This window comes from Roseovarius sp. MS2 (assembly GCF_051447875.1).
Lineage (GTDB): Bacteria > Pseudomonadota > Alphaproteobacteria > Rhodobacterales > Rhodobacteraceae > Roseovarius > Roseovarius mucosus_A.
Window position 1 is genome coordinate 2,768,178 of sequence record NZ_JBKHVF010000001.1, and the last position, 24,761, is coordinate 2,792,938.

The 24,761-nt window shown below is 64.3% G+C and carries 21 protein-coding genes; 2 read left to right on the top strand and 19 right to left on the bottom strand.

Annotated elements, in window-relative coordinates; translation table 11 throughout:
* The first annotated feature begins 90 nt into the window (after positions 1–90).
* Positions 91–1,734 carry a chloride channel protein gene (locus ACLGGT_RS13575; protein WP_437196501.1) on the top strand — a complete coding sequence of 548 codons (1,644 nt, stop codon included), beginning with the start codon at positions 91–93 and terminating at the stop codon, positions 1,732–1,734.
* A 6-nt stretch (positions 1,735–1,740) separates the two neighbouring features.
* Here ACLGGT_RS13575 and ACLGGT_RS13580 read toward each other — a convergent pair whose 3' ends face one another.
* The 8 genes from ACLGGT_RS13580 to ACLGGT_RS13615 form a co-directional block, all read right to left on the bottom strand.
* Positions 1,741–2,082 (bottom strand): DUF427 domain-containing protein, encoded by a 342-nt coding sequence (locus tag ACLGGT_RS13580; RefSeq protein WP_008280170.1) that lies wholly within the window; start codon positions 2,080–2,082, stop codon positions 1,741–1,743.
* 64 nt (positions 2,083–2,146) lie between these two features.
* Positions 2,147–3,949 (bottom strand): aminopeptidase P family protein, encoded by a 1,803-nt coding sequence (locus tag ACLGGT_RS13585; protein WP_437196504.1) that lies wholly within the window; start codon positions 3,947–3,949, stop codon positions 2,147–2,149.
* 116 nt (positions 3,950–4,065) lie between these two features.
* Positions 4,066–5,943: a cobaltochelatase subunit CobT gene (gene cobT, locus ACLGGT_RS13590; protein ID WP_081508105.1), complete on the bottom strand. Its 1,878-nt coding sequence runs from the start codon at positions 5,941–5,943 to the stop codon at positions 4,066–4,068.
* Between the two features lie 19 nt (positions 5,944–5,962).
* Positions 5,963–6,949, bottom strand: coding sequence for a cobaltochelatase subunit CobS (gene cobS, locus ACLGGT_RS13595; RefSeq protein ID WP_008280174.1), 987 nt, complete (start codon positions 6,947–6,949; stop codon positions 5,963–5,965).
* Positions 6,950–7,074: 125 nt separating this feature from the next.
* Positions 7,075–7,728: a Crp/Fnr family transcriptional regulator gene (locus ACLGGT_RS13600; protein ID WP_008280175.1), complete on the bottom strand. Its 654-nt coding sequence runs from the start codon at positions 7,726–7,728 to the stop codon at positions 7,075–7,077.
* Positions 7,728–8,600 (bottom strand): 3-hydroxyisobutyrate dehydrogenase, encoded by an 873-nt coding sequence (mmsB, locus tag ACLGGT_RS13605; RefSeq protein ID WP_437196508.1) that lies wholly within the window; start codon positions 8,598–8,600, stop codon positions 7,728–7,730. The genes ACLGGT_RS13600 and mmsB overlap by 1 nt, the downstream gene beginning before the upstream one ends.
* Positions 8,597–9,646, bottom strand: a complete 1,050-nt coding sequence (locus tag ACLGGT_RS13610) for an enoyl-CoA hydratase/isomerase family protein (protein ID WP_437196511.1) — start codon at positions 9,644–9,646, stop codon at positions 8,597–8,599. Before ACLGGT_RS13610 ends, mmsB begins: the two co-directional genes overlap by 4 nt.
* Positions 9,643–10,785: an acyl-CoA dehydrogenase family protein gene (locus ACLGGT_RS13615; RefSeq protein ID WP_008280178.1), complete on the bottom strand. Its 1,143-nt coding sequence runs from the start codon at positions 10,783–10,785 to the stop codon at positions 9,643–9,645. The genes ACLGGT_RS13610 and ACLGGT_RS13615 overlap by 4 nt, the downstream gene beginning before the upstream one ends.
* A gap of 294 nt (positions 10,786–11,079) precedes the next feature.
* Between ACLGGT_RS13615 and ACLGGT_RS13620 the strand changes: the two genes are divergently transcribed.
* On the top strand, positions 11,080–12,753 hold the full coding sequence (locus ACLGGT_RS13620; protein WP_437196513.1) for a hypothetical protein: 1,674 nt from the start codon (positions 11,080–11,082) through the stop codon (positions 12,751–12,753).
* A 140-nt stretch (positions 12,754–12,893) separates the two neighbouring features.
* Here ACLGGT_RS13620 and ACLGGT_RS13625 read toward each other — a convergent pair whose 3' ends face one another.
* From ACLGGT_RS13625 to ACLGGT_RS13675, 11 genes are all read right to left on the bottom strand, one after another.
* Positions 12,894–14,003, bottom strand: a complete 1,110-nt coding sequence (locus tag ACLGGT_RS13625; RefSeq protein WP_437196515.1) for an ABC transporter ATP-binding protein — start codon at positions 14,001–14,003, stop codon at positions 12,894–12,896.
* Positions 14,000–14,182 (bottom strand): hypothetical protein, encoded by a 183-nt coding sequence (locus ACLGGT_RS13630; protein ID WP_081508111.1) that lies wholly within the window; start codon positions 14,180–14,182, stop codon positions 14,000–14,002. The genes ACLGGT_RS13625 and ACLGGT_RS13630 overlap by 4 nt, the downstream gene beginning before the upstream one ends.
* Positions 14,151–14,369: a Com family DNA-binding transcriptional regulator gene (locus tag ACLGGT_RS13635; protein ID WP_437196517.1), complete on the bottom strand. Its 219-nt coding sequence runs from the start codon at positions 14,367–14,369 to the stop codon at positions 14,151–14,153. Before ACLGGT_RS13635 ends, ACLGGT_RS13630 begins: the two co-directional genes overlap by 32 nt.
* 132 nt (positions 14,370–14,501) lie before the next feature.
* On the bottom strand, positions 14,502–15,014 hold the full coding sequence (locus ACLGGT_RS13640) for a hypothetical protein (RefSeq protein WP_437196519.1): 513 nt from the start codon (positions 15,012–15,014) through the stop codon (positions 14,502–14,504).
* Positions 15,014–15,943: a pyocin knob domain-containing protein gene (locus tag ACLGGT_RS13645; RefSeq protein ID WP_437196521.1), complete on the bottom strand. Its 930-nt coding sequence runs from the start codon at positions 15,941–15,943 to the stop codon at positions 15,014–15,016. Before ACLGGT_RS13645 ends, ACLGGT_RS13640 begins: the two co-directional genes overlap by 1 nt.
* A 3-nt stretch (positions 15,944–15,946) precedes the next feature.
* The gene (locus tag ACLGGT_RS13650) at positions 15,947–16,138 is read right to left on the bottom strand and encodes a tail fiber assembly protein (RefSeq protein ID WP_437196523.1); all 192 of its coding nucleotides are present in this window, start codon (positions 16,136–16,138) and stop codon (positions 15,947–15,949) included.
* Complete coding sequence (locus ACLGGT_RS13655; RefSeq protein WP_437196525.1) at positions 16,138–20,421, bottom strand: hypothetical protein; 4,284 nt, start codon at positions 20,419–20,421, stop codon at positions 16,138–16,140. The genes ACLGGT_RS13650 and ACLGGT_RS13655 overlap by 1 nt, the downstream gene beginning before the upstream one ends.
* Positions 20,418–20,816, bottom strand: coding sequence for a DUF6950 family protein (locus ACLGGT_RS13660; protein WP_437196527.1), 399 nt, complete (start codon positions 20,814–20,816; stop codon positions 20,418–20,420). Before ACLGGT_RS13660 ends, ACLGGT_RS13655 begins: the two co-directional genes overlap by 4 nt.
* Positions 20,816–21,472, bottom strand: coding sequence for a hypothetical protein (locus ACLGGT_RS13665; protein WP_081508117.1), 657 nt, complete (start codon positions 21,470–21,472; stop codon positions 20,816–20,818). Before ACLGGT_RS13665 ends, ACLGGT_RS13660 begins: the two co-directional genes overlap by 1 nt.
* On the bottom strand, positions 21,469–22,140 hold the full coding sequence (locus ACLGGT_RS13670) for a hypothetical protein (protein ID WP_437196529.1): 672 nt from the start codon (positions 22,138–22,140) through the stop codon (positions 21,469–21,471). The genes ACLGGT_RS13665 and ACLGGT_RS13670 overlap by 4 nt, the downstream gene beginning before the upstream one ends.
* Positions 22,140–24,761 (bottom strand): phage tail length tape measure family protein, encoded by a 2,622-nt coding sequence (locus ACLGGT_RS13675; protein WP_437196531.1) that lies wholly within the window; start codon positions 24,759–24,761, stop codon positions 22,140–22,142. Before ACLGGT_RS13675 ends, ACLGGT_RS13670 begins: the two co-directional genes overlap by 1 nt.

A 24,761-nucleotide genomic window follows, 5' to 3' on the forward strand; every position in this document is an offset into this window, starting at 1 on the left:
ATGCCGCGCTGACGGAAAAGCGCGCGCGAGGCGTGAAGGGGAACGATGCAGGCCGAAGAGCCATCCTTTTGGGGCCAGTTGCGCCGGAGCATGGGTGACTCCCTGCGCGAAGGCTGGCGGGTGCTGCGCAAGCGGGGGCCGAGCCAGTTTCAATTCTGGCTGATCGCTCTGGGCATCGGGATTGCCGCGGGGTTCGCGGCGCTGCTGTTTCGCAAGGGCATCACCGCCTTGCAGCAGCTGGTTTATGGCACTGAGGATGTGGCGCGTCTGCATAGTTTTGCAGAGCATTTGCCGTGGTATTGGATCCTGATGTTGCCCATCGCGGGCGGGCTGGTTGTGGGGTTGATCCTGCACCGGTTCACGCCGGATGGGCGGGTGCGTTCGGTGGCGGATGTGATCGAGGGGGCCGCTCTTTATGAGGGGCGGGTCGAGCGGCGCGAAGGTCTGGCCTCGGCTGCGGCGTCACTCATTACGCTGGGCACGGGCGGGTCTTCGGGGCGCGAAGGGCCGGTGGTGCATCTGGCGGGCGTCATCTCTAGCTGGGTGAGCGACCGCATCAATGCTGATGGTGTGACGGGGCGCGATCTTTTGGGCTGTGCCGTGGCGGCGGCGGTGTCTGCCTCGTTCAATGCGCCCATTGCCGGGGCGCTTTTTGCGCTGGAGGTGGTGCTGAGGCATTTCGCGGTGCATGCCTTTGCCCCTATTGCCATTGCCAGCGTAGCGGGCACGGTGATCAATCGGCTGGAATTTGGCGGTGTGACCGAATTCAGTCTGCCGCAGGCGAGCGTGCTGGAATTCTATGCCGAATTGCCGGCCTTTCTGATCCTTGGGCTGATTTGCGGGGTGGTGGCGGCGGCGCTGATGCGGGCGATTTTTTTGGCTGAGGATGTGGCGGGGCATGTGCAGGCGCGGATGGGCCTGCCGCGCTGGCTGCGGCCTGTTGGGGCGGGGGCGCTGCTGGGCCTTATGGCGATCTGGTTTCCGCATATCATCGGCGTGGGATATGAGACCACCTCGGCGGCGCTCACGGGCAAGCTTTTGTGGCATGAGGCGGCGGTGTTTGCCGTGCTCAAGGTGGTGGCGGTGGCGATCACCATTGGCGGGCGCATGGGCGGAGGCGTGTTTTCACCTTCGCTGATGGTGGGCGCGCTGACGGGGCTGGCCTTTGGCCATGTGGCGACCGCACTGTTGCCCGAGGTTTCGGGCGCGCACACGCTCTATGCATTGGCGGGCATGGGCGCGGTGGCGGCGGCGGTGCTGGGCGCGCCCATATCGACCACGCTGATCGTGTTCGAATTAACGGGGGATTGGCAGACGGGGCTGGCGGTGATGGTGGCGGTCTCGACCTCGACGGCGCTGGGATCACGGCTGGTGCGGCGGTCGTTCTTTCTGGCACAGTTGATGCGGCGGGGCATCCGGCTTGCGGCGGGACCGCAGGATTATCTGCTGGGGATGTTCCGGGTGTCCAAGGTGATGCGTGCGCCCGATGACGCGCGCGCAGCGGATGAGGCGCAATGCTGGTCATTGATCGAGCAGGGCGTGTATCTGGACGTGACCGCCACGCTGGAACAGGCGATGCCGCTTTTCGAGCGGGCAAATGTGCCCTTTGTACCGGTGGTCACGCTGTCGGGGGGAGATCAGCCGCCCGAATTGTCGGGCGCGCTGTTTCATGTGGATGCGCTCAAGGCCTATAACCGCGCCTTGGCGGCGGTGTCAGAGGAAGAGCACAGCTAAAGCCGGTCAGACCCGTTCGACGGTCACAGAGTCGGTTGCGTAGAAGGCGATGTGATCCTTGATCTCTGCCACCTCGGGTTTGGGCGATTCATAGCTCCAGGCGGCATTCTCGAGGGTTTGGCTTTTGGTGATGATCGAGTAATAGCGCGCGTCGCCTTTGTAGGGGCAATGGCTGAATTGTTCGGTTTCATCGAGAAAGGCCATGGCGATATCCGCACGCGGGAAATAAATCACGAAAGGATAGTCCCCTTCGGTCAGTTCCAGTGCATTGCGGCTCTCGCCCAGAACGGCGCCACCAGCGCGGACCGTCCAGGTGCCTTCGGCCTTGCGAATCGTGATACGTGCCATTGTCCATCCCCTTGTTCTTTGATCTTGATTTTTTGGTGTGACGCAGGAACCTAACAGGAATATGTCAGCTTGTCTGCGTTACTTTCTCCAACCATAGCCGCGCTTGGGGCGAAAGCAGAGGGCCAATCTTGTCGCGGCAGGCCCTGTGATAGGTATTCAGCCAGTCGCGTTCCGCTATGGAGAGCATATCGCGGTCGATGAGGCGGGTATCGAGGGGTGTATAGGTCAGGGTTTCGAACCCAAGCTGCGTTGCGCCGTCGCCGTCGGGCAGCGGGTTGAGCGCCGTCACGACGATGAGATTCTCGATTCGGATGCCAAAAGCGCCCTCGCGGTAATAGCCGGGCTCATTGGAGAGAATCATGCCTGGCTCAAGCGGCACCTCGGAGAGGCGCGAGAGGCGTTGTGGGCCTTCGTGGACGCAAAGATACACGCCAACCCCGTGGCCGGTGCCATGGGCGTAATCCTGATCGGCCAGCCAGAGGGGGGTGCGCGCGATGGCGTCAAGGTCTCGGCCTGCGAGGCCGCGTGGGAAGCGCAGCCGCGAGATGGCGATCATGCCCTGCAACACGCGGGTAAAGGCCGCGCGCTCGGCGGCACCGGGGGTGCCGATGGGCAGGGTCCGGGTGATGTCGGTGGTTCCGTCGAGATATTGCCCGCCACTGTCGAGCACGAGCAGGTCGCCATCAAGCAGGCGGCGGTTGCTGGCCTCGGTCACGCGGTAATGCGGCAGCGCGCCGTTGGGGCCGGAGCCAGCGATGGTGTCAAAGCTGATGTCGAGGAGTTGCCCGGTGGCGGCGCGGGCCTGCTCAAGCTGGCGCACCACGTCGATTTCGGTGAGCGTGCCGGGGGATTGCGCGTCGAACCACGCCAGAAACTCGCACATTGCCGCCCCGTCGCGCAGATGCGCGCTGCGGGTGGCGGCAATCTCGGCGGGGGTCTTGCGCGCCTTGGGCAGGATGCAGGGATCGGCCCCCCAAACATGGGGCACGCCTGCCGCGTCAAGCACTTGCACCACGCGCAGCGGCACATGGGCGCGGTCAAGGCGCACCGGGCCGGGGAGGGCGGCAAGGGCTGTCTCGAAGGCCTCGGAGGGGCTGAGGGTGATCTCGGACCCAAGATGCGCGCGGGCGGCGGCATCGAGCTTGGCGGGGTCGGTGAAGAGGGTGGCGCGCCCGTCATCGCGCAGGATGGCAAAGCCCTGTGCGACCGGGTTGCGGGGAATATCACGGCCCCGGATGTTGAAAAGCCATGCCAGTGAGTCGGTGAGGGTGAGGACCGCCGCTGTCTGGCCTGCGGCGCGCAGGGTTTCCGCCAAAGCGGCGCGTTTTTCGGCGTGGCTGGTTCCGGCGAGGGTGTCGGGCCATGGGGTGATGGCCCCCTGCGGCGGGGCGGGGCGGTCAGGCCAGATGCTGTCGAGCAGATTGGTGTGGGGCTTGAGGTGGATGGCGGTGCCCGCGAGCGCCTCGGTCAGGGCGTCGATCTGTTCGGGGGTGTAGAGCCAGGGATCAAAGCCCACGGTGCCGCCCTCTGGCAGATGTTCGCGCAGCCATGGGCCAAGGCGGGTGTCGGGCCAATCAACGGGGGTGAAATGCGGGATGGCGACCTGTGCGCGAACCTGCACGCGGTAGCGCCCATCGGTAAACACGCCCGCCACATCCGGCAGCACCGCGCAGAACCCGGCAGAGCCGGTAAAGCCGGTGAGCCATGCCAGACGATCATCGCAGGCGGCGACATATTCGCCCTGATGCGCGTCAGCGCGGGGCACGAGCCAGCCCGCAAGCCCGGCCTCGGCCATGGCGCGGCGCAAATTGGCCAGACGGGGCGGGCCCTGATCGGGGCGGGCGGATTGGGTGAAGGACTGGAACATGCGGTCTCCTGCGGGGCGGTCGGGGTTTGGGGGCGCTGCCCCCGTCCCGGATTTCATCCGGGCCTCCCCGAGGTATTGAGAGCCAGATGAAACCGGCCAGAGGACACCGGGCCGGATCAGCCCGCGCGGCGGATGCCCATGACGCGGGCGCGGGCGCGCGGATCGCTGTCAAAGAGCGCGGCCAATTGTTCGGTCATGGCCCCTGCCAGTTGGTCGGCGTCGGTGATGGTCACGGCGCGCTGGTAATAGCGGGTGACGTCATGGCCGATGCCGATGGCCAAAAGCTCGACCTGTTTGCGACGCTCGACCATGGCGATCACATCGCGCAGGTGTTTTTCCAAGTAATTGGCGGGGTTGACCGACAGGGTGCTGTCATCAACCGGCGCGCCGTCAGAGATCACCATCAGGATCTTGCGCGCCTCTTTGCGCTGGATCATGCGGCGATGCGCCCATTCGAGCGCCTCGCCGTCGATGTTTTCCTTCAAGAGCCCCTCTTTCATCATCAGCCCGAGATTGTCGCGGGTGCGGCGCATGGGGGCGTCGGCGGATTTGTAGATGATATGGCGCAGATCATTGAGGCGGCCGGGCAGTTGCGGGCGCCCCTCGGCCAGCCATTTTTCGCGGCTCTGGCCGCCTTTCCACGCGCGGGTGGTGAATCCGAGGATTTCAACCTTGACCGAGCAGCGTTCGAGCGTGCGCGCCAGAACATCGGCGCAGATGGCGGCGATGGAAATGGGGCGGCCGCGCATCGAGCCGGAATTGTCCAGAAGCAGCGTCACCATCGTGTCGCGGAACTCGGTATCCTTTTCCACCTTGAAGCTGAGCGGGGTGGTCGGGTTGGCCACCACACGGGCGAGGCGGCCTGCATCGAGGATGCCCTCTTCGCGGTCGAATTCCCAAGACCGGCTTTGCTGCGCCTGAAGGCGGCGTTGCAGCTTGTTGGCAAGGCGGCTGACAGCACCTTTGAGCGGTTCCAACTGTTGATCGAGATAGGCGCGCAGGCGTTCAAGCTCGACCGGGTCAGCGAGGTCTTCGGCGCGGATTTCTTCGTCAAAGGCGGTGTTGTAGACGGCGTAATGTGGATCGGCGTCGGAAATGGGCGCAGGTGCGGGCGGCTCAAGCGGGGCTTCGCCCTCGGGCAGCTCGGTTTCATCCTGCATCTCGTCGTCGGCCAGCTCCTCCATGCTGACCTGTGCCTGCGCCGCGTCCTGCTGTTCGTCCTGAGAGCGTTCGGGATCGGCTTCGGCCTCGGTTTCGTCGCTGTCGTCCTGACCGGTGCTGTCGGGCTCTTCTTGTTCTTCGCCGCTTTCTTCGGCCTCGTCTTGCTGGTCGTCATCCATGCTGTCGGGGTCATCGCCCAACTGGTCGCCGTAGCCGAGATCTTCGATCATGCGGCGGGCGAATTTGGCGAAGGCGGTCTGATCGGCGAGAATATCCTGAAGCGCGCCCAAGGTGCCGCCAGCCTGTTCCTCGATAAAGCCGCGCCAGAGGTTCATGACGTTTTGCGCGCCTGCAGGCATATCGCGGCCCGTGGCGAGGTGGCGGATCAGGTATCCGGCGGCGGCGGGCAGGGGGGCATCGGCGGTGGAGGTGATCCGCTCGAACCCCAGACGGTTTGCATCCTGCGCGATCTTGGCGTCGATATTGGTGGCGGTGCCGGGCATGTCGCGGGCGCCCACCGCCTCGCAACGCGCGGTTTCCATCGCCTCGTAGAGGTCGCGCGCCATGTCGCCGGGGGGGGCGTAGCGCGCATGGGTGCCCGCGTCGTGGAATTTGTGGCGCAGCGCCAGCGCATCGGCGGTGCCGCGCGCCAAGAGCACCTCTTCGCGGCTCATGCGGCGGGAGACCTGCGGCAGGCGCATGGCATCGCCGGAGATACCGCTGGGGTCCACCGAATAGCTGACGGTCAGTTCAGAATCGTCGGCCATCACCTTGGTGGCGTTGGCGAGCGCCTTTTTGAACGGATCGGCGGGGTTGTCGGTGGGTTTGTTCATCGGGCTGTCCCAGTGGCGCTTAGCGCACTTTTACATTCGCGGCACTCTCGGGCAGTTCCTCGTCAAAGCAGCGCTGGTAGAATTCGGCGACGGTCTGACGCTCCAATTCATCGCATTTGTTGAGGAAGGTGAGGCGGAAGGCGTAGCCCACGTTGCGGAAGATGGTGGCGTTTTGCGCCCATGCGATCACGGTGCGGGGGCTCATGACGGTTGAAAGCTCGCCATTCATGAAGGCCGTGCGCGAGAGGTCTGCGACTGTGACCATTCGGCTGATGGTCTTGCGCCCCTCGGCGGTATTGTAGAGGGGGTTCTTGGCGATCACGATAGCGGTTTCAGCGTCATGGCTGAGATAGTTCAGCGTGGCCACGAGCGACCAACGGTCCATCTGGCCCTGGTTGATCTGCTGGGTGCCGTGATAAAGCCCGGTGGTGTCGCCGAGACCCACGGTGTTGGCGGTGGCGAAGAGGCGGAAATAGGGGTTGGGCGAAATCACTTCGTTCTGGTCCAGAAGCGTGAGTTTGCCATCCGCCTCGAGCACGCGTTGGATCACGAACATCACGTCGGCGCGACCGGCATCGTATTCGTCGAACACAATGGCGGTGGGGTTGCGCAGCGCCCAAGGCAGGATGCCTTCGTGGAACTCCGTGACCTGCACGCCGTCGCGCAGTTTGATCGCATCCTTGCCGATCAGGTCGATCCGGCTGATGTGGCTGTCAAGGTTGACGCGCACGCAGGGCCAGTTGAGACGCGCGGAGACCTGTTCGATATGGGTGGATTTGCCGGTGCCGTGATAGCCTTGGATCATCACGCGGCGATTGTGGGAAAACCCGGCGAGGATCGCGAGCGTGGTGTCGGGATCGAATTTATAGGTCGAGTCGAATTCCGGCACGCGCTCGGTCCGGGTGGCGAAGCCTTTGACGATCATATCGGTGTCGATACCGAATGTCTCGCGGACCGAGATTTCCTCGGTCGGTTTCGCGTTGATGTCCATCATTCCGTCAGCCATTCCGCCGGTCCTTTAATCGGGTCGTTTCTCAGATATCGTCGTGCAACATATCGCAGCAGAGGGCAAGGGGAAGGGGCAAGATTGCGCTGGCCTTATGAGGGTTGCGCGATTGGCCTCATGGGCGGTCATTCGGTGCTTTGGGCGATCTCGGACAGGGTTTCGGCGTCGAGAATATGGACCATCCCGCGCTCTATCGTCACGATGCCCCTCCGCGCCAGCGCATCAAGGCGGCGCGAGACCACTTCGCGAGCGGAGCCGATCATCACGGCGATTTCAGCATGGGTGGCGCGCAGGATGCCATTCTCGGCGCGGTCGAGCAGGCATTGCGCAAGCCGGGTTTCGATCCGCTGAAAGGCCACGCGGTCGAGCAGGTGCATCATGGATTGCAGGCGTTGCGCGAAGGCGGCGAAGACGAAATGCCGAAAACTGTCGGAGAGGTCCATCAGGTGCAGGAACGTATCGCGGGGGACGAGTACGAGTTCGGAGGGGGCGCGTGTGATCGCCTCGCCGGAATAGGCGTCACCGCCCATCAGGCCAAGGGTGGATTGCACGCAGCTTTGGCCCGGCTCGACGGCGTAGAGCAGCAGCTCTCGCCCCGACGCGCCGGTCAGATAGACCTCGACCCGGCCCGACAGCATGATGACAAAGCCCTTGACCGTATCGCCTGGGTGAAAAAGCACGGTGCCCGCTGGCGCGGTCATCGGCGTCAGGCGGTCGAGAATGGCGCGCGCCTCTGGCTCGAGCACGGGCAGGCCGGGTGCGCGCGCCACCCACGGCATCAGCCGCGCCCGCGTTTCTCGAACCGGGGCAGCATGGCCGAGAAATCGCGGCCCTTGCCATCTTCGGCTTCCACGAATTGCGCGTAAAGATCGCAGGCGGCGCGGCCCATGGGGGTGTCGGCATCAGCCGCCTCTGCCGCCTGTTGCGAGAGGCGCAGATCCTTGAGCATGAGATCGGCGGCAAAGCCCGGTTTGTACTCATTGTCGGCGGGCGATTTGGGGCCAACGCCGGGGGCCGGGCAATAGGCATTCATCGACCATGAGTAGCCCGAGGAGGTTGAGACCACATCAAACATCGCCTGCCGGTCGAGGCCCAGTTTGTCGGCCAAGGCAAAAGCCTCGCAGGTGGCGATCATAGTCACGCCCAGGATCATGTTGTTGCAGATTTTGGCGGCCTGCCCATTGCCGGAGGGGCCACAATGCACCGCTTTTTGCCCCATGATGTCAAAGAGTTCTCGGGCGATGTTAAAGCCTGTTTCGTCGCCGCCCACCATGAAGGTGAGCGTGCCGGCGGTGGCCCCGCCGACGCCACCCGACACGGGTGCATCAAGCGCGGAGAGGCCCGCCGCCTGCGCCTCTGCCGCGACATCGCGGGCGCTGGCGACATCGACGGTCGAGCAGTCAAGCAGCACTGCGCCAGTGTCCATGGCCGGGATCACCTCGGACGCGACCTTGCGCAGGATGGAGCCATTGGGCAGCATGGTGATGACCACGGCCGCACCGCGCGCGGCCTCGGTGGCGCTGGCGGCCATGGTGACGCCGTCGATCTGTACCGCTGCCATGTCATAGCCGGTGACGTCATGCCCGGCCTTGGCGAGATTGGCCGCCATCGGTGCGCCCATATTGCCCAGCCCGATAAACCCGATTTTCATGTCTTTGCCTCCTCCAGCGTCAGGGCGTCTTTGCCCAAGGGTTGCAGCATCTGCGCCACGGCACTGCCCGGCAAGCTGTCAAGCCCATGTTTCCAATGTGGTTTTCTGTCCTTGTCGATGATTGCGGCGCGGATGCCTTCTAGGAAATCGCCCTGTTCCATGGCACGATAGGTGAAACGGTATTCAAGGCCAAGGGCGCGCCCGATATCGGCCGCGGGGCCGCGCAGACGGTGGATCATCTCGATGGTGCAGGCCATCGAGAGGGGGGAATTGCGGCTGAGGGATTTTACCGTGTCGCGGGCAAAATCGCTGTCCTCGGCGCGTAGCGCGTTGAGGATGTCGCGCAGCGTCTCGCCGCTGAAATGCTGGGTGATCTGCGGGGTGAGGGCGCGCAGGGGGCCGGGGGGCGGCGTTCGCGCATGGTCGGTGATGAGGCTTGGGTCGCCGGTCTCGATCAGTTTTGCGATGAGGGTGGGCCACATGAGCTGTGGCACGTAAGTATCAGCGAAGCCTGCGTAAATCGCGTCATCCGGCCCCATGCGTGTGCCGGTGGTGCCAAGGTATTCGCCCATGCGCCCCGGCGCGCGGGCCAGGATCAGCGAGCCGCCGACATCAGGCACAAGGCCGATGCCGCATTCGGGCATGGCGATTTGCGTGCTTTCGCAGGTGATGCGGTGTGACCCGTGACAGGAAATGCCCACGCCGCCGCCCATGACAAACCCCTGCATGAACGCGGCATAGGGTTTGGGATAGCCTGCGATCTTGGCATTCAGGCGGTATTCATCGGCCCAGAAGCGACGGCCAAAATCGTAATCGCCCGCGCGCCCGGTGTCATAAAGCTGCTGAATGTCGCCGCCGGCGCAAAACGCCTTGTCCCCTTCGGCGTCGATCAGGATCAGGGCCACGTCATCGTCGGTGCGCCAGTCCTCCAGCGCCGCTTCGATGGCCATGGCCATCTCGTAACTCAGTGCATTCAGCGCCTTGGGGCGGGTGAGGGTGATGCGCCCGGCGCGCCCTTCTTTGCGGATGTGGATATCGGCGGTCATTGGCCCGCCAGCATCTGCCGCGCCACGATCAGGCGCATGATCTCGTTGGTGCCTTCAAGGATTTCATGCACGCGCAGGTCACGGACCAGTTTTTCAATCCCGTAATCGGCGAGATAGCCGTAGCCGCCATGCAATTGCAGGCATTGGTTGACCACGCGGCTGCCGGTTTCGGTGACGAATTTCTTGGCCATGGCGCAGAATTTCGTGGCATCGGGGGCGTCATTGTCAAGCTTCCACGCCGCCTGGCGCAGAAAGGTGCGGGCGGCCTGAAGCTCGATTTCCATATCGGCAAGGCGGAATTGCAGCGCTTGAAACTGGTCGATCGGTTTGCCGAAGGCGCGGCGCTCGGCCATATAGGCGAGGGTTTGGGTGAGGCCCTGCTGCGCTGCGCCCAAGGAACAGGCGGCAATGTTGAGGCGGCCACCGTCAAGGCCGTTCATCGCATAAGTGAAACCTTTCCCGTCTTCACCCACCAAATTCTCGGCAGAAATGTTGCAATTGTCAAACTGCACCTGCCGGGTGGGTTGGCTGCGCCAGCCCATTTTATCCTCGAGCCCGCCATAGCTGAGGCCCTCTGTGCCCGCCTCGACATAGACGGTCGAGATGCCCTTGGGGCCATCGCCGCCGGTGCGGACCATGACGATATAGGCGTCGGAATAACCGCCGCCCGAGATGAACGCCTTGGTGCCGTTGAGGGTGTAGCCCGCATTGGTGCGCTCGGCGCGGGTCTTGAGGGCGGCGGCGTCAGAGCCGGAACCGGGCTCGGTCAGACAATAGGACAGCACGGTTTCCATGGTCAGGGCGCGGGGCAGAACGCGCGCCTTCATCGCGTCAGAGCCGAATTTGTCGATCATCTTGGCGCACATATTGTGGATCGACAGGAACGCCGCGACCGAAGGGCAGGCCATCGAGAGCGCCTCGAACACCAGCGTTGCCTCAAGGCGCGTAAGGCCAGAGCCGCCCGCCTCCTCGCTCACATAGAGGCCGCCAAAGCCAAGGGCGGCGATTTCCGGCCAAAGCTCCTTGGGGATGGTGCCCGCCCGCTCCCAGTCGCGGGCATGGGGCGCGATGCGGTCCTGTCCAAAGGCGTGCGCCATGTCGAAAATGGCGGTCTGTTCCTCGGTAAGGGCGAAATCCATCGGCGGCTCCTCTGCGCTGAAATGAACGGCTGTTTAATTAACAACTATTTCAGAACTATTGCAAAGGCCAGTGTTGCGTGACTGTTGTAGCTGTAGCGTGTGTAGCGTGACAGCGAAGTTTGCAGTGAATTACAGTCAAGTTTACAGCAACGGGTTTTTGGTTAAGGGGATGCTAGAGGGATGGTTAAAATACTGTCTGATCACTTGACTGGATTAGGCGAATCCAGTCAAAAGCCTTCCCCTGCTTTACGCAAAGAATGGCTGGGTTGACGATAGCTTGGATGATCATTGCGCTTGCTAGAACGCCCCGTTCGGTTCACGCTCTATAAAACTTACATCATGTACATTTCGTGCGGCAAAAAAAGCGGATTGGGTTTTACTAACTTGAGCACGAATGACTCGCACCTCACAATCAATACGGGGACAGCACTTGCCCTTCTGACTACAGTGGTGCTTGGCGCAATTACCACCTTGTCTCCGCCTTACTGGCTTTCTATGGCTCTGATCATTTGGGTCGTGCTCTGCCCTGTTGCGGCATTGGTTTTGTCCGATGCGGAGAAACGAAACATGATTGCGCATCAGCTTGAAGCGCCAAGTTACACGCAGCTCTACACCTATTTTATGAAAGGATCTATCAAATGGGTCTGGAGGCGGTTTTGTAATCCGGTGTCCGAAAAAGCCCCATGGGTTTCCTATTTTCGCGCGGCAATGACATGGCGGCTTTATGATCGCGCAATTCTTCTGGCAGTGGCCTATCCGATTCTGTTGATGGTCGGACAATGGACCGTAACAGGAGCAGAGGGGCGTTTAGACGGCTTAGTGGTGCTACCGGGCACGGAGTTTTGGCCCAATCGCGCAGCTTTTTTGTTTATGGTCATTCTTTTGATTGTGGGAATAGCAGGCACTAAGCGCATGGCGGCTAGCGAACAGCCTAGGGTAAGGCGGAATGCTGGCTGGCTACTTATTCTCGCATTCGTATTCGCATTTGCAATAGCAGTCGCTTTCGTAGGCGCGTTCTCATTTGCGTTCGCAGGCGCATTCTCAGCCGTAGTCGCAATAGCATTTGCAGGCGCGTACGCGTTAGTTGTTGAGGGCACATTCGCGGTCGTATTTGCGGGCGCATTTGCAAGCGCATTCGCTGTAGCTGTCGCATTCGGCGTCGTACTCTCAGGCGCGTTCGTAGGGGCATTCACAGTTGGGTTCGCAGTTGCAGGCGCAATGGTGCTAACAGTCCCGATTGTGTTCGCGGTTGAGGCGGCAGACAAGCGCGGCAGGCAGGGGATCATGCGCTTGTTAATTGCAATGAGCATCTTGATTGCCGCGATTGCAGTTACAGGCTTGTTTGACTGGTCGGCCGCTCCCGATAACCGCCGTGCTATATTCCTGTTTCTTGGAATGCTGCCGATCTTCAACGCGCTGTTTGACGTGGTGTCCTACGCCTTAACCCTTTCGCTCATCCGTTTCGGGCTTCGCTCCTCGCGCCCGTGGCTATGGGGGCTAGTTGACTTGAGCCTCGCAGGTTTTTTGTTTCTCGCCCTTGGCACAAGTTTGGTAGCAATCATTCACGGACTGAATCAGCTGGCTAGTGTGCCCCTAATCGATCTACAGGCGCTCTTCGGCAGCATTTATGAGCGCCCCGCAGAGTACATTTGGCTGTATCTTATGTTGTTTTCAACTATTTTGCCCACTGGGTTACATGCGGTGATCAGCCTAATCAGCCTGCAAGGTATTTGGCCCTATTTTTTTCGCGATGCCTTGAGCTCGTGGATCGCTCTGGCTCCGCAAAGCCCAATTCACGCGATTGGTGCAATTCTTGGGCTAGGAGCTTTTTGGGCCGCGCCCATCGCCGGTGCAGCAGGCATTATCTGGCTTGCGCTGCATTTTGGTTGGGGTTTTCTTCTTTCGCTTATGGAAGGGTATTTTAACCTATTGTTGTGGCTGGCCGCTATCCCATTGGGAGCGATTTGATTTCCTCAATTTTCTCAGTAGAAGATTATTGGAACGCTTGCATCTTTCGCCTGATCTGCCAATAACTGCAGTGCTTTGGAATTTCTGTGTTGGGGAAAATTAGCTGTAGTTTGACGGCTGGATGCCCCCCTAACCCCCCCTCACTCGACATACCGAAACCCCTGCACGGCGCGGAAATGGCCGCCGTAGCCGGTCCCGGCGGGTTTGAGCCCTTTGCGCGCCCGGGCGGCGGCGAGGGTCTTCATGCTGCGCTCCTTGGACTCGGCGTAGAGGATGGCCGAGACCTGCGCCCAGAGGGGATCGCGGCGCAAGGCTGCGGCGAGGCCGGGGTGCGAAGTGTGAAAGAGCATCGGCATCGGTTTGTCATAGCGGTTCACGCCGCGCCGCCAGAGGGCACAGACCTCGTTGAGAAAGCGCAGGCCCAGCCCCGCGCCCTGCCACTCGGGCATAACGACAAGGCGGCAGGCGCGGCCCTCGACCAGCCCCGGCCGGGTCGAGACGGCGAGATGCGCCACGGGCGCGCCGTCGACGAAGCCCACGTAGTAATTGGCCGCGATCATGCGGGGCAGCTTCAGGTAGTGATGCGGCTCAAAGGCGGGCCAGAAGGAGCCGTCTGTCTGGTGAATGTCCATGGCAATGCGCGGTGCCCGTCGAAGACGCCTCCAGCGAAATTCGGCGCGCCGGGTGTCGATCACCCAATCGGGCTGCAACCAGGACACCACGTCCTCGTGACAGGTGACGGCGACGAACTGGCCTTTGCCGCGCCGCCACGCCTTGGCAAAGGCGGCCGCGCCGATCTGGGCCACGCGCCGGTCGATGGTCGAGGTGAACTCGTCGAGAATGGCAAAGCTCGGCCGCTCGGCGAGAATGCGCGCCAGCTCAGCCCGGAACTGCTCGCCGGTCGAGAGGTGGCGGAAGGGGCGCAGCCAGCTCGGGACCGTGCCAAGGCCCACGGCGGAGAGCGCCGCCGCGACGGCGTCGAATTCCCCCTCGGGATCAATCGCGTCGATCAGCGCGCCCTCGGGCCACGGGCGCGGATCAAGCTGCGCACCAAAGGCCGCGCGGGCGAGGGAGGATTTCCCGCTGCCCGAGGGGCCGACGATGAGGCCGATCTGCCATGGGCGGGCCAAGAGATCAGCCTCGACCTCGAGGCGGAAGTCGGCGTCGCCCTCGACGTTGAAGAGGCTTGAGACCCGGGCGGCGCGGTAGGTGTCCGGGATGGGGCTGGCGTGGTGAATGGCGAGCTTCATGTCACCACCACGCGGCATTTGAAGCCTTGGCGGCGCAATCGGCCGAAGGCGTCGACTTGGGCGGCCTCGTCCTCGAGCAGGACAATGACGCCATATTGCCGCCGGTAGCGGGTGCCCTTGGGCAGGCCCGGCGCACCGGGCGGCAGGTCAGGTTTCGGGAGGGTGGTCGATCTGGCCAAGGTTGGCTCCTTCTCTCTGCGCAGCGCGCTTTGGGGGAAGGGCTCTGGGCCTCAGGATATTCATCGCCCGGCATCTTGGGCATTTTATCGAGACGCCGGATATCTGCGCGCCTCTCTCGTATTTAAATAGCAAACGGCTGCAGGCGCAGCAACGCAGTTCTAGACCTTCCAAATCGAATCGCCTCATAAAGTCGCCGCCCCTTTGGGGCAGGGAGCGGCCATGAGGTTTACCTGGTCGGCGGGGTTTGTGTTTGGCGACCTGGCCCCGCGTCCCCGGGCGTGCTCTCCAGCGCGCTCGGGGCCTCCTGTGGTTTTGGGATCAGAAGCGCGCGGTGAGGCCTGCGACGCCCTCGGGCACCTCGGGCCAGACCGGATCGTCGCCCGTCTCGATGGCGCGACGGCACTCGGCCTGCATCGCGGCCACCCATGCTTTCCAGCCTTGGGCAAGGTCCAGATCGCCCTCTTGAAGCCCGGAGGCGCCCAGAGCCTCGGCGCGCGGCGCGCCGTTGATCATGGCGGCCGTGAAGACGATCCCGGCCTGGGCAATGTTCATCTGCGTGGTCTCGGAACTGACGGCGAGGATGCGCGCACGGCACTCGGCCTTAAGGACCAAGGCCCGCGCCGCCATTTCCCGCGCGGCCAGTTCCTCCGGCGTCATCACAGGCACTAGCGCGGTATCGGCCAACATCGCCGCGCGCAGCTCGGTCACGTCGAGCGCCGCGCTCTCGTCACCCTCAACCGCCGTGAACGGTATCCAGCCCAGAGCGGGATGGTTGATCTCGCAATCAATACGCCCGTCTGGCCACTGTTTGGGATTGCGGTATTCGATCATTATGAAACCCTCCGAAATACGGTTGATGAAGCGGCGGCAACGCTCGAAAGAGCCATCCACGTGCCGCTCTGGGATGGCGTGAGAGCACTCCCTGCGACAGTCGCGCCCTGAGCATGCGCGGCCCCTGACGTGTTTGTCAGGACGAGGTGCGACCCAACGGCACCGGCTGCCAGAGCGGCGTATTGCGCGCCGATATTGAGCGCGGTCGTGACTTCGGTCCAAGCGGACCAGACCGGGCCAGTGGTATCTGTCAGATGCCGTACAAAAATCTGACTGCTCACCCCAAAGGCCACCTGCATGAAGCCGCTGGCACCGGACGAGGATAGCCGCGCCATGTGCAGAACAACCCCCGCCGAACTTGGTGCGCCGATGGTGGTGTTGGCGTAGCGATAGAAGCCCGTCGCGGTCTGAGTATCGAGCGAGGCCGGGGCCGGAATCGAGGTGGCCACCCCCAGACCGAAGGCCCCGACCGCCATCAACCGACCGCTCGTTGTGTCCGTGGGGCTGGATTGCTCGATGGTGGCGCGCGCGATCAGCGCCCGCGCGGCGGCGGTAATATCCGCCAGCCCCATGGTGCCGGTCCCGGTGAAATAGGGCAGCTTGTTTGCCGCCCCGGATAGGGCCGCGAGACTGGTGAGGTTTCCCGATCCGAGGGCGGCCACGATGTCATTCAGGGCCTTGAGGGACCGCTCGCCCGCGTCGATCAGACGGACGGAGTAGTTGGCCGATGTCTGCCCACCGCCGGGCCAAGCGCGGGCAAGGGTAATCGAGGTGGCGCTGTTAACCGCTGCGATCTCGACCGTGAGACCCGCCGCGCGGAAATCGTCCCCGGGCAGGATGCCGCCCGCGATCCAGTTGGTGCCCACGCCTGTGACCGTGGTGCTGCCGTTGCTGACCGAGATGGTCCCTGTATCGTATGTCGTGGTCATGGCTTACTCCTGTTGATCTGGCCGCGCGGGCCACTCGATTTGCGCGGGGTCCATTACCCCATCAGTCAAGTCGCGCAGGGCCTGACGGTAGGTGGCCCATGCCGCCCGCGCATCGGTGTCCAGCGGCGCGTCGGGCATCTGCGTCCAGTCGCAGGCCGCTAGAAGCTGGTTTCGGATGTGCCGAATGTCGTCCATCACACGAACCCCGCGATTGCTTTTTCCTCGGTCCAGATTTCCGTGCCGGTGTTGATGGTCACGGCCGCGATGCCTGCGCCGTTCGTGGCAACGCGGGCCTCGAGCGTGTAGATCGTGAAAACCTCATTGGCGGTGGTGCGCTGCTTGATCCCGACAAACTCCTGCGCCACCTCACCGGGGCGCACGTCGCGCTTCAGCGGCGGCACGCCCGACATCAGCACGCCGTTGCGCAGGATGCGGTATTCGAGGATGTTCCCGGCCGCCGCGCTGGAGCCCTCGATCTGCATCCGGCAAAAGAGGATCATGTTCCGCTCGGTCGTCCTGTCCTTGTGGCTGGCGACATGGGTCAGCACGGTGCTGTAGCTGGTGCCGAGGCCCCCGGTGTTGGTCGCGCGCCGCGTGTTGCTGATCTTGCCCACCGCGTCGAGGCCGATGATCTCTTCGACCACCACAAGCCGCCCCACCACGGCCTCTTCAGCAAAAATCTTGGTGGCGAGGAAATCGCCTGTGACTTCGACATTGCCGTCGAGACGCAGATAGTCCCCCGACCAGCGCCCGGTGACGATGGGTCCGTCGGTGCCGCCGCTCACGCTGATGGCCTCAAAGACGTTCTGCTCGTTTAGGCGCATGACAAAGCCTGCGGCGATCCCGTCCGCCGTGGCTTCGGCAAAGGCCGTGGCCTCGGCCAGTGCGGTCAGATCGCCGTAATTGGCCGAGACGGTCTGATTGACGGCCGCGACCGCCTCCGCCTCCGTTACTTTGGTGGCCTCGACCGTCGAGACCCGTGCAAGAAGGCCGGTGTCGGGCGTATTGAGAGCGCTCTCGACGGTGGTGGTGCGCGAGGCGAGGGCGGTCAGAGCGCCGTCGATCTCCGTCACTTCGGCGGTCAGCAGGTCGAGTGCGTTTGCCGTCGCAAGCCCCGGGATGGCCGCCTGAACCAAGGTGACGGCCGCAGAGACAATCTGGATTTGCTCCTCGGTCAGGTCGATCCGGGTGTTGAGGTCCTGGGCCGCCTGCGCCACGACCTCGCGCGCGGAGATACCGTCCAGAAGCGCGCGCGCGGCCCCTTCAGCCGACTGCGCACCGGAGAGCTTGACGCGCGACCGCACCGCGCGGGTCGCATTGGATTGGACCCGCTCGCCGCCTTCCAACTCGTCCGTCCTGACGGTCAGCGTGTCCACCGCCTCGCCGGTCTGGGTGAGGCCGGTTTCCAGGTCTGTGATCTCGCCGCCGAGGGCCGTGGTGGCATCGGTCAGGGTGGTAATGCCCGTCTCGGTGGCGGTGACGCGGGCGGTGGTTGCGGTCAGGGCCTCGGCTGTGCCCGTTGCCAGCCCCTCCAGATCGGTCAGATCGGCCCCGAGTGCCGTGATATCCTCGGCCAGCGCCAGCACCTGCGCGATCCGCGCCGCGCGCTCTGCGGCCACCTCTGCACTGGATGCGCCGGGGGCAGGGCGGCCGATGGCCAGCCAGTCGATTTCGACGCCTGCGGGCAGGTCGATCCGCACCCGGTCGACCGTGCCAGACCAAGCAAGATCAACCGTCAGAAGCGCCACATCGTCGGCCCATTCCGGCTCGATCACGTCAACGCGGCGCGCGGCCTCGAACGCCTGGCCGGAGGCGGCCCACCAAACCTGTGCCGCCCAAGTGGGGGCACCGGCGCGGCGCAGCCGGGCGCGGATTTGCCGATAGGTCTGCGCCGCAATGCCAAGGCCTATGGGCGAGATGGCACCGCTTCCCGAGGCGGGGGCCAGCCAGCCGTCGGCGGTGACGCTGGGGGCGGTGGTGACGCCGGTCCAGCCTTCGGGTTCCGTGTCCCAATGCCAGATCGCGGCGTGATCGAATTGCGTGACCGTGCCCACGGACAAAAGCGCGATCTGATTGGCCAGTCCCTCGTCGCCGTCAATCCGCGCCTGGTCGATGGTCTGGGCGAGGGCCGAGATATCGGCAGTTGTCGTCTCGAGGGTCTGGACCGCCTGCGCAATCTGAGCCTGCCCATCCGCCACCACGGTGAGCGCCGAGGCGGCTTCGGCCCGCGCGCCCTCGACCTCGGCCACGAGCGCGGTGCGCACCGCGTCGCGCGCCAGAAAGTCCCGCGCGGTGGCGTCGAGTGCCAGCTGCGCCGCCGATTTGATCCGGCCGCGCGCCGCGCGGACACCGCCCGCGACCCCGAGCATGTCCCCCGCGCGGGCCTGCGCCTCTGCCACCAGTGCACCGTCGAGCCGCGCCACATGCGGCAGCTCCGGCACGTCGCCCGGGCCGATGGGTGCGATCACCTGCTCGATGCGGCCGAAAAGATCGGCCACGCTCGGCGGAATACCATCCTCGCCAAGGCGTGCTTGGGTCAGGGCAAAGGCCGCGTCGAACTGGTCGCGCAGGGTATCGCTGAGATCGGCCGCGGCCACCCGCACGTCGTCGGATGTCACCCAAATCCAAGCCGACCAGGTGCCCCGGCGATTGTCGGACAGGGCCTTTGCGCGGACGCGCAGGTTGGTGAGCAGCGGCACAGGCTGGATTGTGGCCAGCCCCCGCTCGACATCAAGCACGGTGCCGCTCCAGACCTCTTCTTCGGTCTCGCGCTTTTGGCACTCGATGGCGATGCCCTTGATGGTCTCGGCGATGCCGGAGGCGTCCCAAGTGACGTCGACGGCCGCATGGGCGCGGGTGCCTTCGGCGTTGGTGACGGTGCGCGCGGCGGCATTGAAGAACGGCAGGCCTGCGTCGTTGGGCACCGGGCGGGGCAGGATCGAGCTGCGGTCGGGGATCTCGAGCGCGGCGTCGATCTCGAAATCCCCCGGATCGCGTTCGCGCAGCGAGGCCACGACGGTCAGGCGGTGCAGGTCGAGCACGATCTCGGTGACTTCAAAGAGCTTGTCCGCGTAGTCATTCCACGCGCTGGTCACCGAGACGGTGTTGAGCGGGCGCAGCCCGGCGTAGTCAGGGGGCAGCGGCCAAGCATGCCGCCGCCAGCGCCGGTGATCTTCGAGCGCGGATTTGGCCAGCTGTCCCCCCTGCGCGGCGTTGAAGACGGCGGGCAGGTCCATCTCGAAGTTGCGCACAATGCCGTCTTCGGCTTGCCATGCGGGATTGCTGATTTGCTCAAGCGGCACGCCGTTCCAGAGCGCGCCGGGCGAGACGTATTTGGCGGTGACGCGGTTGAAGATCTCGAGCAATTCGGGAAAAGGGTCCTTGGTCGCGGCATCCGTCACCAGAAGGTCGTCGTCGGTAATGCTGGCCACAGGGATATCGGGGGCGTCGACCTGAATATAGAAGAAGCCGCCGAACTCGGCGATCTGCCCGTTGCAGGCGGCAAGCAGCTCGTCGATCACCTCGCCGGGCGTGTCCTCGGCGAATTTGATCTCATAGCCCGCCTCGTATTTCCGGCGGTCGCCAAGGTCGACGTCGCAGGCGTTCATGCCGGGCACCCAGTTCCAGCCGGGCAGGTCTTCGGCCTCGGCCTCGCCGCCCCAGACCGATCCGTCATAAAGGTCAATGCCGCGCAGGATGTTGTAGATCTGGACCACCGGGTTGCGCGTGGGCTCCCAGGTGGTGGGATCGTCCCAGCGATGCGGCCCCGTGCCCCCGGCGGTGCTGTCGCGGCGCAGGTCGTAAAAGGGGATGCCGCGCGCCTCGTAGCGCTGCTCCGGTGCGCCATTGGGCCAGACCTTGGAGCTGACTTCCATCGTGAGGATCGCATACGGGATGCCCCGCCCGATATGGGCCTCCGTCCAGGGCGTCTCGGGGTCCTCGGCATAGTTCGCAACCAGCGTCGGATCGGCGGCGGTCTGGGTGCCGTCATAGACCTTGATCCAGGCATAATCTCGGCCGAGGTCGCGCTTGGCAATGAGCGGGAAGCCGTAGTCGGGATGCGCCTCTTCACCCAGTTCGGAATAGACGCCGTCCACCATCACGCGGCTGAAGGTGGCACCGGGCAGGCCGCCCAACTCGATCACGGTCTGGTAATACTTGTTATTGGGGCCGTGACTGTTGTGATAGATCAGATGCCCCTTGGTGGCGTAAGAGCCGGTGATCGTCGTTTCGCTTTCCAACTCGCCGCGTGTCGTCGCCGTGACTTGAAGACCGAAGGCCTTGTTGCGCCCGCGCCGGGCGCGGCGTTGTTGCAGGATCGATAGGCCCACACCGGCAAAGAGGCGCAGGGCAAAAAGGGCCACAGCCTTGACCGTGATCCCGGCAAAGACGGCCGCCACGGCGGCGGCCACTGGCCCGGCCGAGGTAGGGGCGGCGGAGGCGAGTACGAGTGCCATGACCCATGCGAGCAGTCTCATGGCCGGTAAATCCTGACGGCGCGGTTGAGTGGCACCGCGCCCAAGCCCCGCAGGGGACGCAGCACATGGATATGCCCGCCCCCCACAAGGCCCATGGCCTCGTCACCCGCCTCAATTAGCACCACGACGTCGCCCGCCTGTGCCTGCATCCAGCCCGCATCCGGCAACAGGATCGAGGCCAGAACCTCGGCAGGGGAGGCAAACCCGTCCGCCAAGAGAAGCGCGCGGCCTTCTTCTAAGGTGCGATATTGCCCGCGCCATTGCGCCGCCGGATCGGTGCCGGTCAGTTCTGCAATCCAGTCGGCTGCGAACATGGCGCAGTCGGAAAGGCTCGGGCGGAAAGGCTCTGCGCGCCGGGCATCGAGGAATTTCCGAAGGAGGCGTTCGCGTGTCATCATTTGCGGTCGCTCGGGTCGTTTTCCCGTATGAAGGGGGGCGGCTGCTCGGTTACGACCGTCTCTTGACCCCATGGGATCGGGCGGTCGGCGATGCTGGCGGCATGCTCGCGGAAGCGGTCGGACGGGTCGCGCAGCCGCTGTGCCGCATCGGATTTGAAAAGCGGCTGGCGGAAGGTGAGTGGGCGCGTAGCCGAGGAAATCACCAGCTCTGTGCGAGACTGATCACCGAGCTTTGCCAAGGTCTCGGGTGCCGTTTCGAGCCGTCCTTTGATGACGCGCTGCGGGGTCCCAAGCGGCGCGCCGGTGTAGATATCGAGCGGCTGCGACCAGACGCGCACCCGGGCCTGTGCGGCCTGATAAACCTGCAACGCCAGCTTGGCGGCATCGGTCATGGGCGGCAAGATCACACGGTGGCGGCGCACCTCGAGGCCGATGCCTGCGCGGATCGGCGGCACCTCGATCACATTGCCCGCACCCAGAAAGAGATGGGTTTCGCCGTCGACGGTAAAGGTCTGGTGATCGTCCCCGGTCCAAAGGCCCATGGGCACGATCTCGCCCGTGACCCGGTCGCGCGGCTCGATCAGAACGAGGATATGGGCATCGGTGCCGCTGCGCTCGGCCAGCTGGTCCATTTGGGCAAGATCAAAGCTCATACTCCGCCCCCCAGCGTTTGCTGCCAGCTGAAGCTGCCGCCTTCGGTGCGCCGTGAGCGGCCCGGCCCCGGTTTGAAACTGAGCAGCTTTGCGCGCAGTTGCGGACGCTCAAGGATCACCGAGGCCCCGACCACCACGCCGGGGCGGATAAAGGGCGAGACCTCGAACCGGGCTGTGGCCCCGGTGCTATCCGCCGTGACCGTGGCATTCATGATCCGGTGGACGGCATAGCGCACGGGGCTCGCCAGATATTGAAACCCGATCTTTTGCCCCCGCCGAAGGGTAAAGTTGGGCGGCAGGCCTTGCAGGCTCAGTTCTCGGTTGCCGGGGACAAGGCTCTTGATCGTGACCGGCTGTGCGGCCCAGTTGACGCCTGCCGGATAGGCGGGGTCTTGCGGCGCAAACTGGCGGCGGTCGTGGATCATGAAGGACGCGCCCGGCTCGAGCAGGCTTTCGATCAGTGTATCTTGGGCAGCGATCACATCAGGCTCGGATTTGCCCAAAACCACTTCGCCTTGCCAAAGCCGCGTGCCGCGCCGATGCACGATGACCTCGCCCCCGGCGGTGACCGAATTGGTGCTCTCACCGCTGAGGAAAAACGTGGCCTCCTCGATGCCCAGAAGGTCAAAGAAGGCCGAGACCGGAAGGGGCCAATCCTGTACCGCCATCATCCTCTCCCTAATGGATCGCGCCGGATCGCCTCGACCCGGCCCGGCAGTTGTTGCGCCGAGAAATCGTCAACCACCTCGATGGCCACGTCGCGCGCGCGCTCTTCGGCGACGACGCGGAAAAGCTCCGACGGCTCGATGCGCAGGCGCGTGACGCTATTGCTCTGCGGGCCTGCGCCGCCCGCCGCCCCGACTGCACCCCCCGCCTGCGCGGGCAGCGGCAGGCCGCCCCCGGCAAAGCCCGGGATGATCGCGCCTGCGTTCATGGCTTCGAGCAGCGCGCGATTGCGGGCTGTGGCCTCGGCCGTCATGATGAATTCCCCCGCGCTGACCATCGCGGGAATGCGGTCGCCCCGGCCTGTGCCTGCGCCCAAGAGGATGCCGGGGCGGGTGACGAGAGGATCGCCGCCGCTGGCAAAGCCAGACACCAACTCACCGGGCAGACCGCCCGTGGCAATGTTGATCAGCGAGCCGCCGGAGAAGAGACCAAAGAGATCGCCAAGCGCGCCGCCGCTGCCGCCCCCGCCGAAGATCCCGCCCAGAAGGCCGCTGCCGCCAAAGAGCCCGCCCAAAGGACCTGACCCGAGGATGAGCGCCTCCTTGGCCGCGCGCACAATCATGTCGCCGATGCCTCTCCAGACGTCCCGCAGGCTTTCGGCCTCGAGGAGCACGTCATCTACGGCGCGGCTGAACTCCTCTTTGCGCTCCAAGGCGATGCGCTCGTTTTCATGGGCCTCGACAAGGGCCTCTATCTCTTCGCGCTGTTTTGGGGTTGCGGCAGTCAGGCTCTCGCGCAGACGGATCATTTCGCGCTGCACCGGGTCGCTTTCGCGCAGCGCCTCGATCTCGCGCCGCTTGCTCTCGATCAGCCGGTCGAGCGCCTGTTGTTCGCGCAAGGTGGCATTGGTGGACCCGCCGCGCGCGCCGCTGGTGGACCGAACGGGGCGGGCCAGTTCATTGAGCCGGGCGGTCTCGCGCGCCAGTTCGATGGCCGCTTGCCGTTGATTGTTAAGAAATGCCTCTTCGCCTACGTTCTCAAAACCTGCGTCCCGGATCGGGGCAGACGCGCGGTCGAACCGGGCACCAGCCAAGGCTCCGGCGCGCCCAATCGGGTCATCACGAAACTCTGCCCGGATACGGGCGTTCTCTAACCCGACCTCGCCTTGGGACTGCAAGTCGAACATTGCATCGACGGCACCGCGCACCTCTGCCGAGAGACGGGCGGCCTCATTGGCGGCTGCATTGAGCGCCCCGGAAATATCTGCGGTCGAGAGATCAAAGGCGGCCTCTGCGGCGTCGCGCAGGGCGTCTTTCGTCGCCTCGCTTGCGTTTGATGCCTCGATTTCCTCGAGCTTGGCGTTGAGCGCGAATTGCGCGCGCAGGCGCGTCACTTCGGTGCTGTCCGCCCCATGCTGCGCGATGGCTTGAGCCAGTGCGTTCTGCTCGGTCATGGTCGAGAGCATGGCCTGCGCCGCCGCCTCGGCCTTGAGCTGCTCGCCGGTGGCCTTGGTCACCAGGTCGAGGAAGGTCAGCATTTCCTCGGTCTGACGGTTCCGCGCCGGGTCCTCGCTTTGCAACTTGGCAACCTCGGCCAACCGGATGCGCATCTGGTCGAGCGTGTCGAGCCGCGCCTGTTCCGCTTCGGAGATTTCTCCCGAGGCCTGCGCGGCTGCGGTGTAGCTTTCAATCAGCGCGTCAACGGCAGCGGCTTGTTCCTCGACGGTGCCTTGGGCCGCCTCTTGCAACTGCACCAGGTCGGCCAAGACGTCGTTGATCAGGCTCCGGCTCTCGCGGCGCGCCTTGCCGAAGAAGATGTTGCCGAGGTCGAACTCCTGCGCAAGCCGCACTTGGTCGCCGCTGTCGAAACGGGGCAGGTTGATATTGCCCTCGTCAAGGAAGCTGGTGATCCCGGCCGCCGCCTCGCGTTGTGCCGCGCGCTTTTCGGCCTCGACGATCCGATCGAGGATGTCTTGCGCGCGCTCCACGAAGCCTTCACCGAACCGGCCGGCCAGCTCAAGGCGCGTGGCAGAGGCCTCGGCGATCTTGTCCTTCAGGCTGTCGATCCGGGTCTCCAGCGCCTCGATGCTATCGGCGAATGTCTCGCCTTCCTCTGACGCGGACATGAACCAATTGACCACGGCGGCCGTGGCCGCCAGTGCGGCGATGGTGATCAAGTTGATCGGGCTCAACATCGACAGGACCGCGCCGCCCAGAGCCCGGAATGCGCCTGCGGCCCCGAGCGGCCCGATCACCTGAGTGATCTGTGTGCCCTGTTGAATGGCCAGCTGCAGCGGGTTTTGCCCCGCCGCCAGCATGACGAACACGTCATTGCCTTGTGCGACGAGGTTGCCCATCGAGCCTGCGGCGAGGCGATTGGCCGAGGCCACTTTCTGGGTCGCGGCCGCGTTGACCTCGGCGGCGCTGCTGGCGGCGGTCAGGCCGGTTGCCGAGGTCCGGGCTGCGGTCTCGAGCTGTTTCACGCCGCGTGACGCAGCCGCACCTTGCGTGCCGACGCCACGAATGTCCTGAGCGGCTCCTTTGGCGGCGGTGCCGGTGGCCTGCAGTTCCGCCTTCGCCTGGTCGGCGTCCATGAGGATCTCGGCCCGTGCGACCAATGTCAT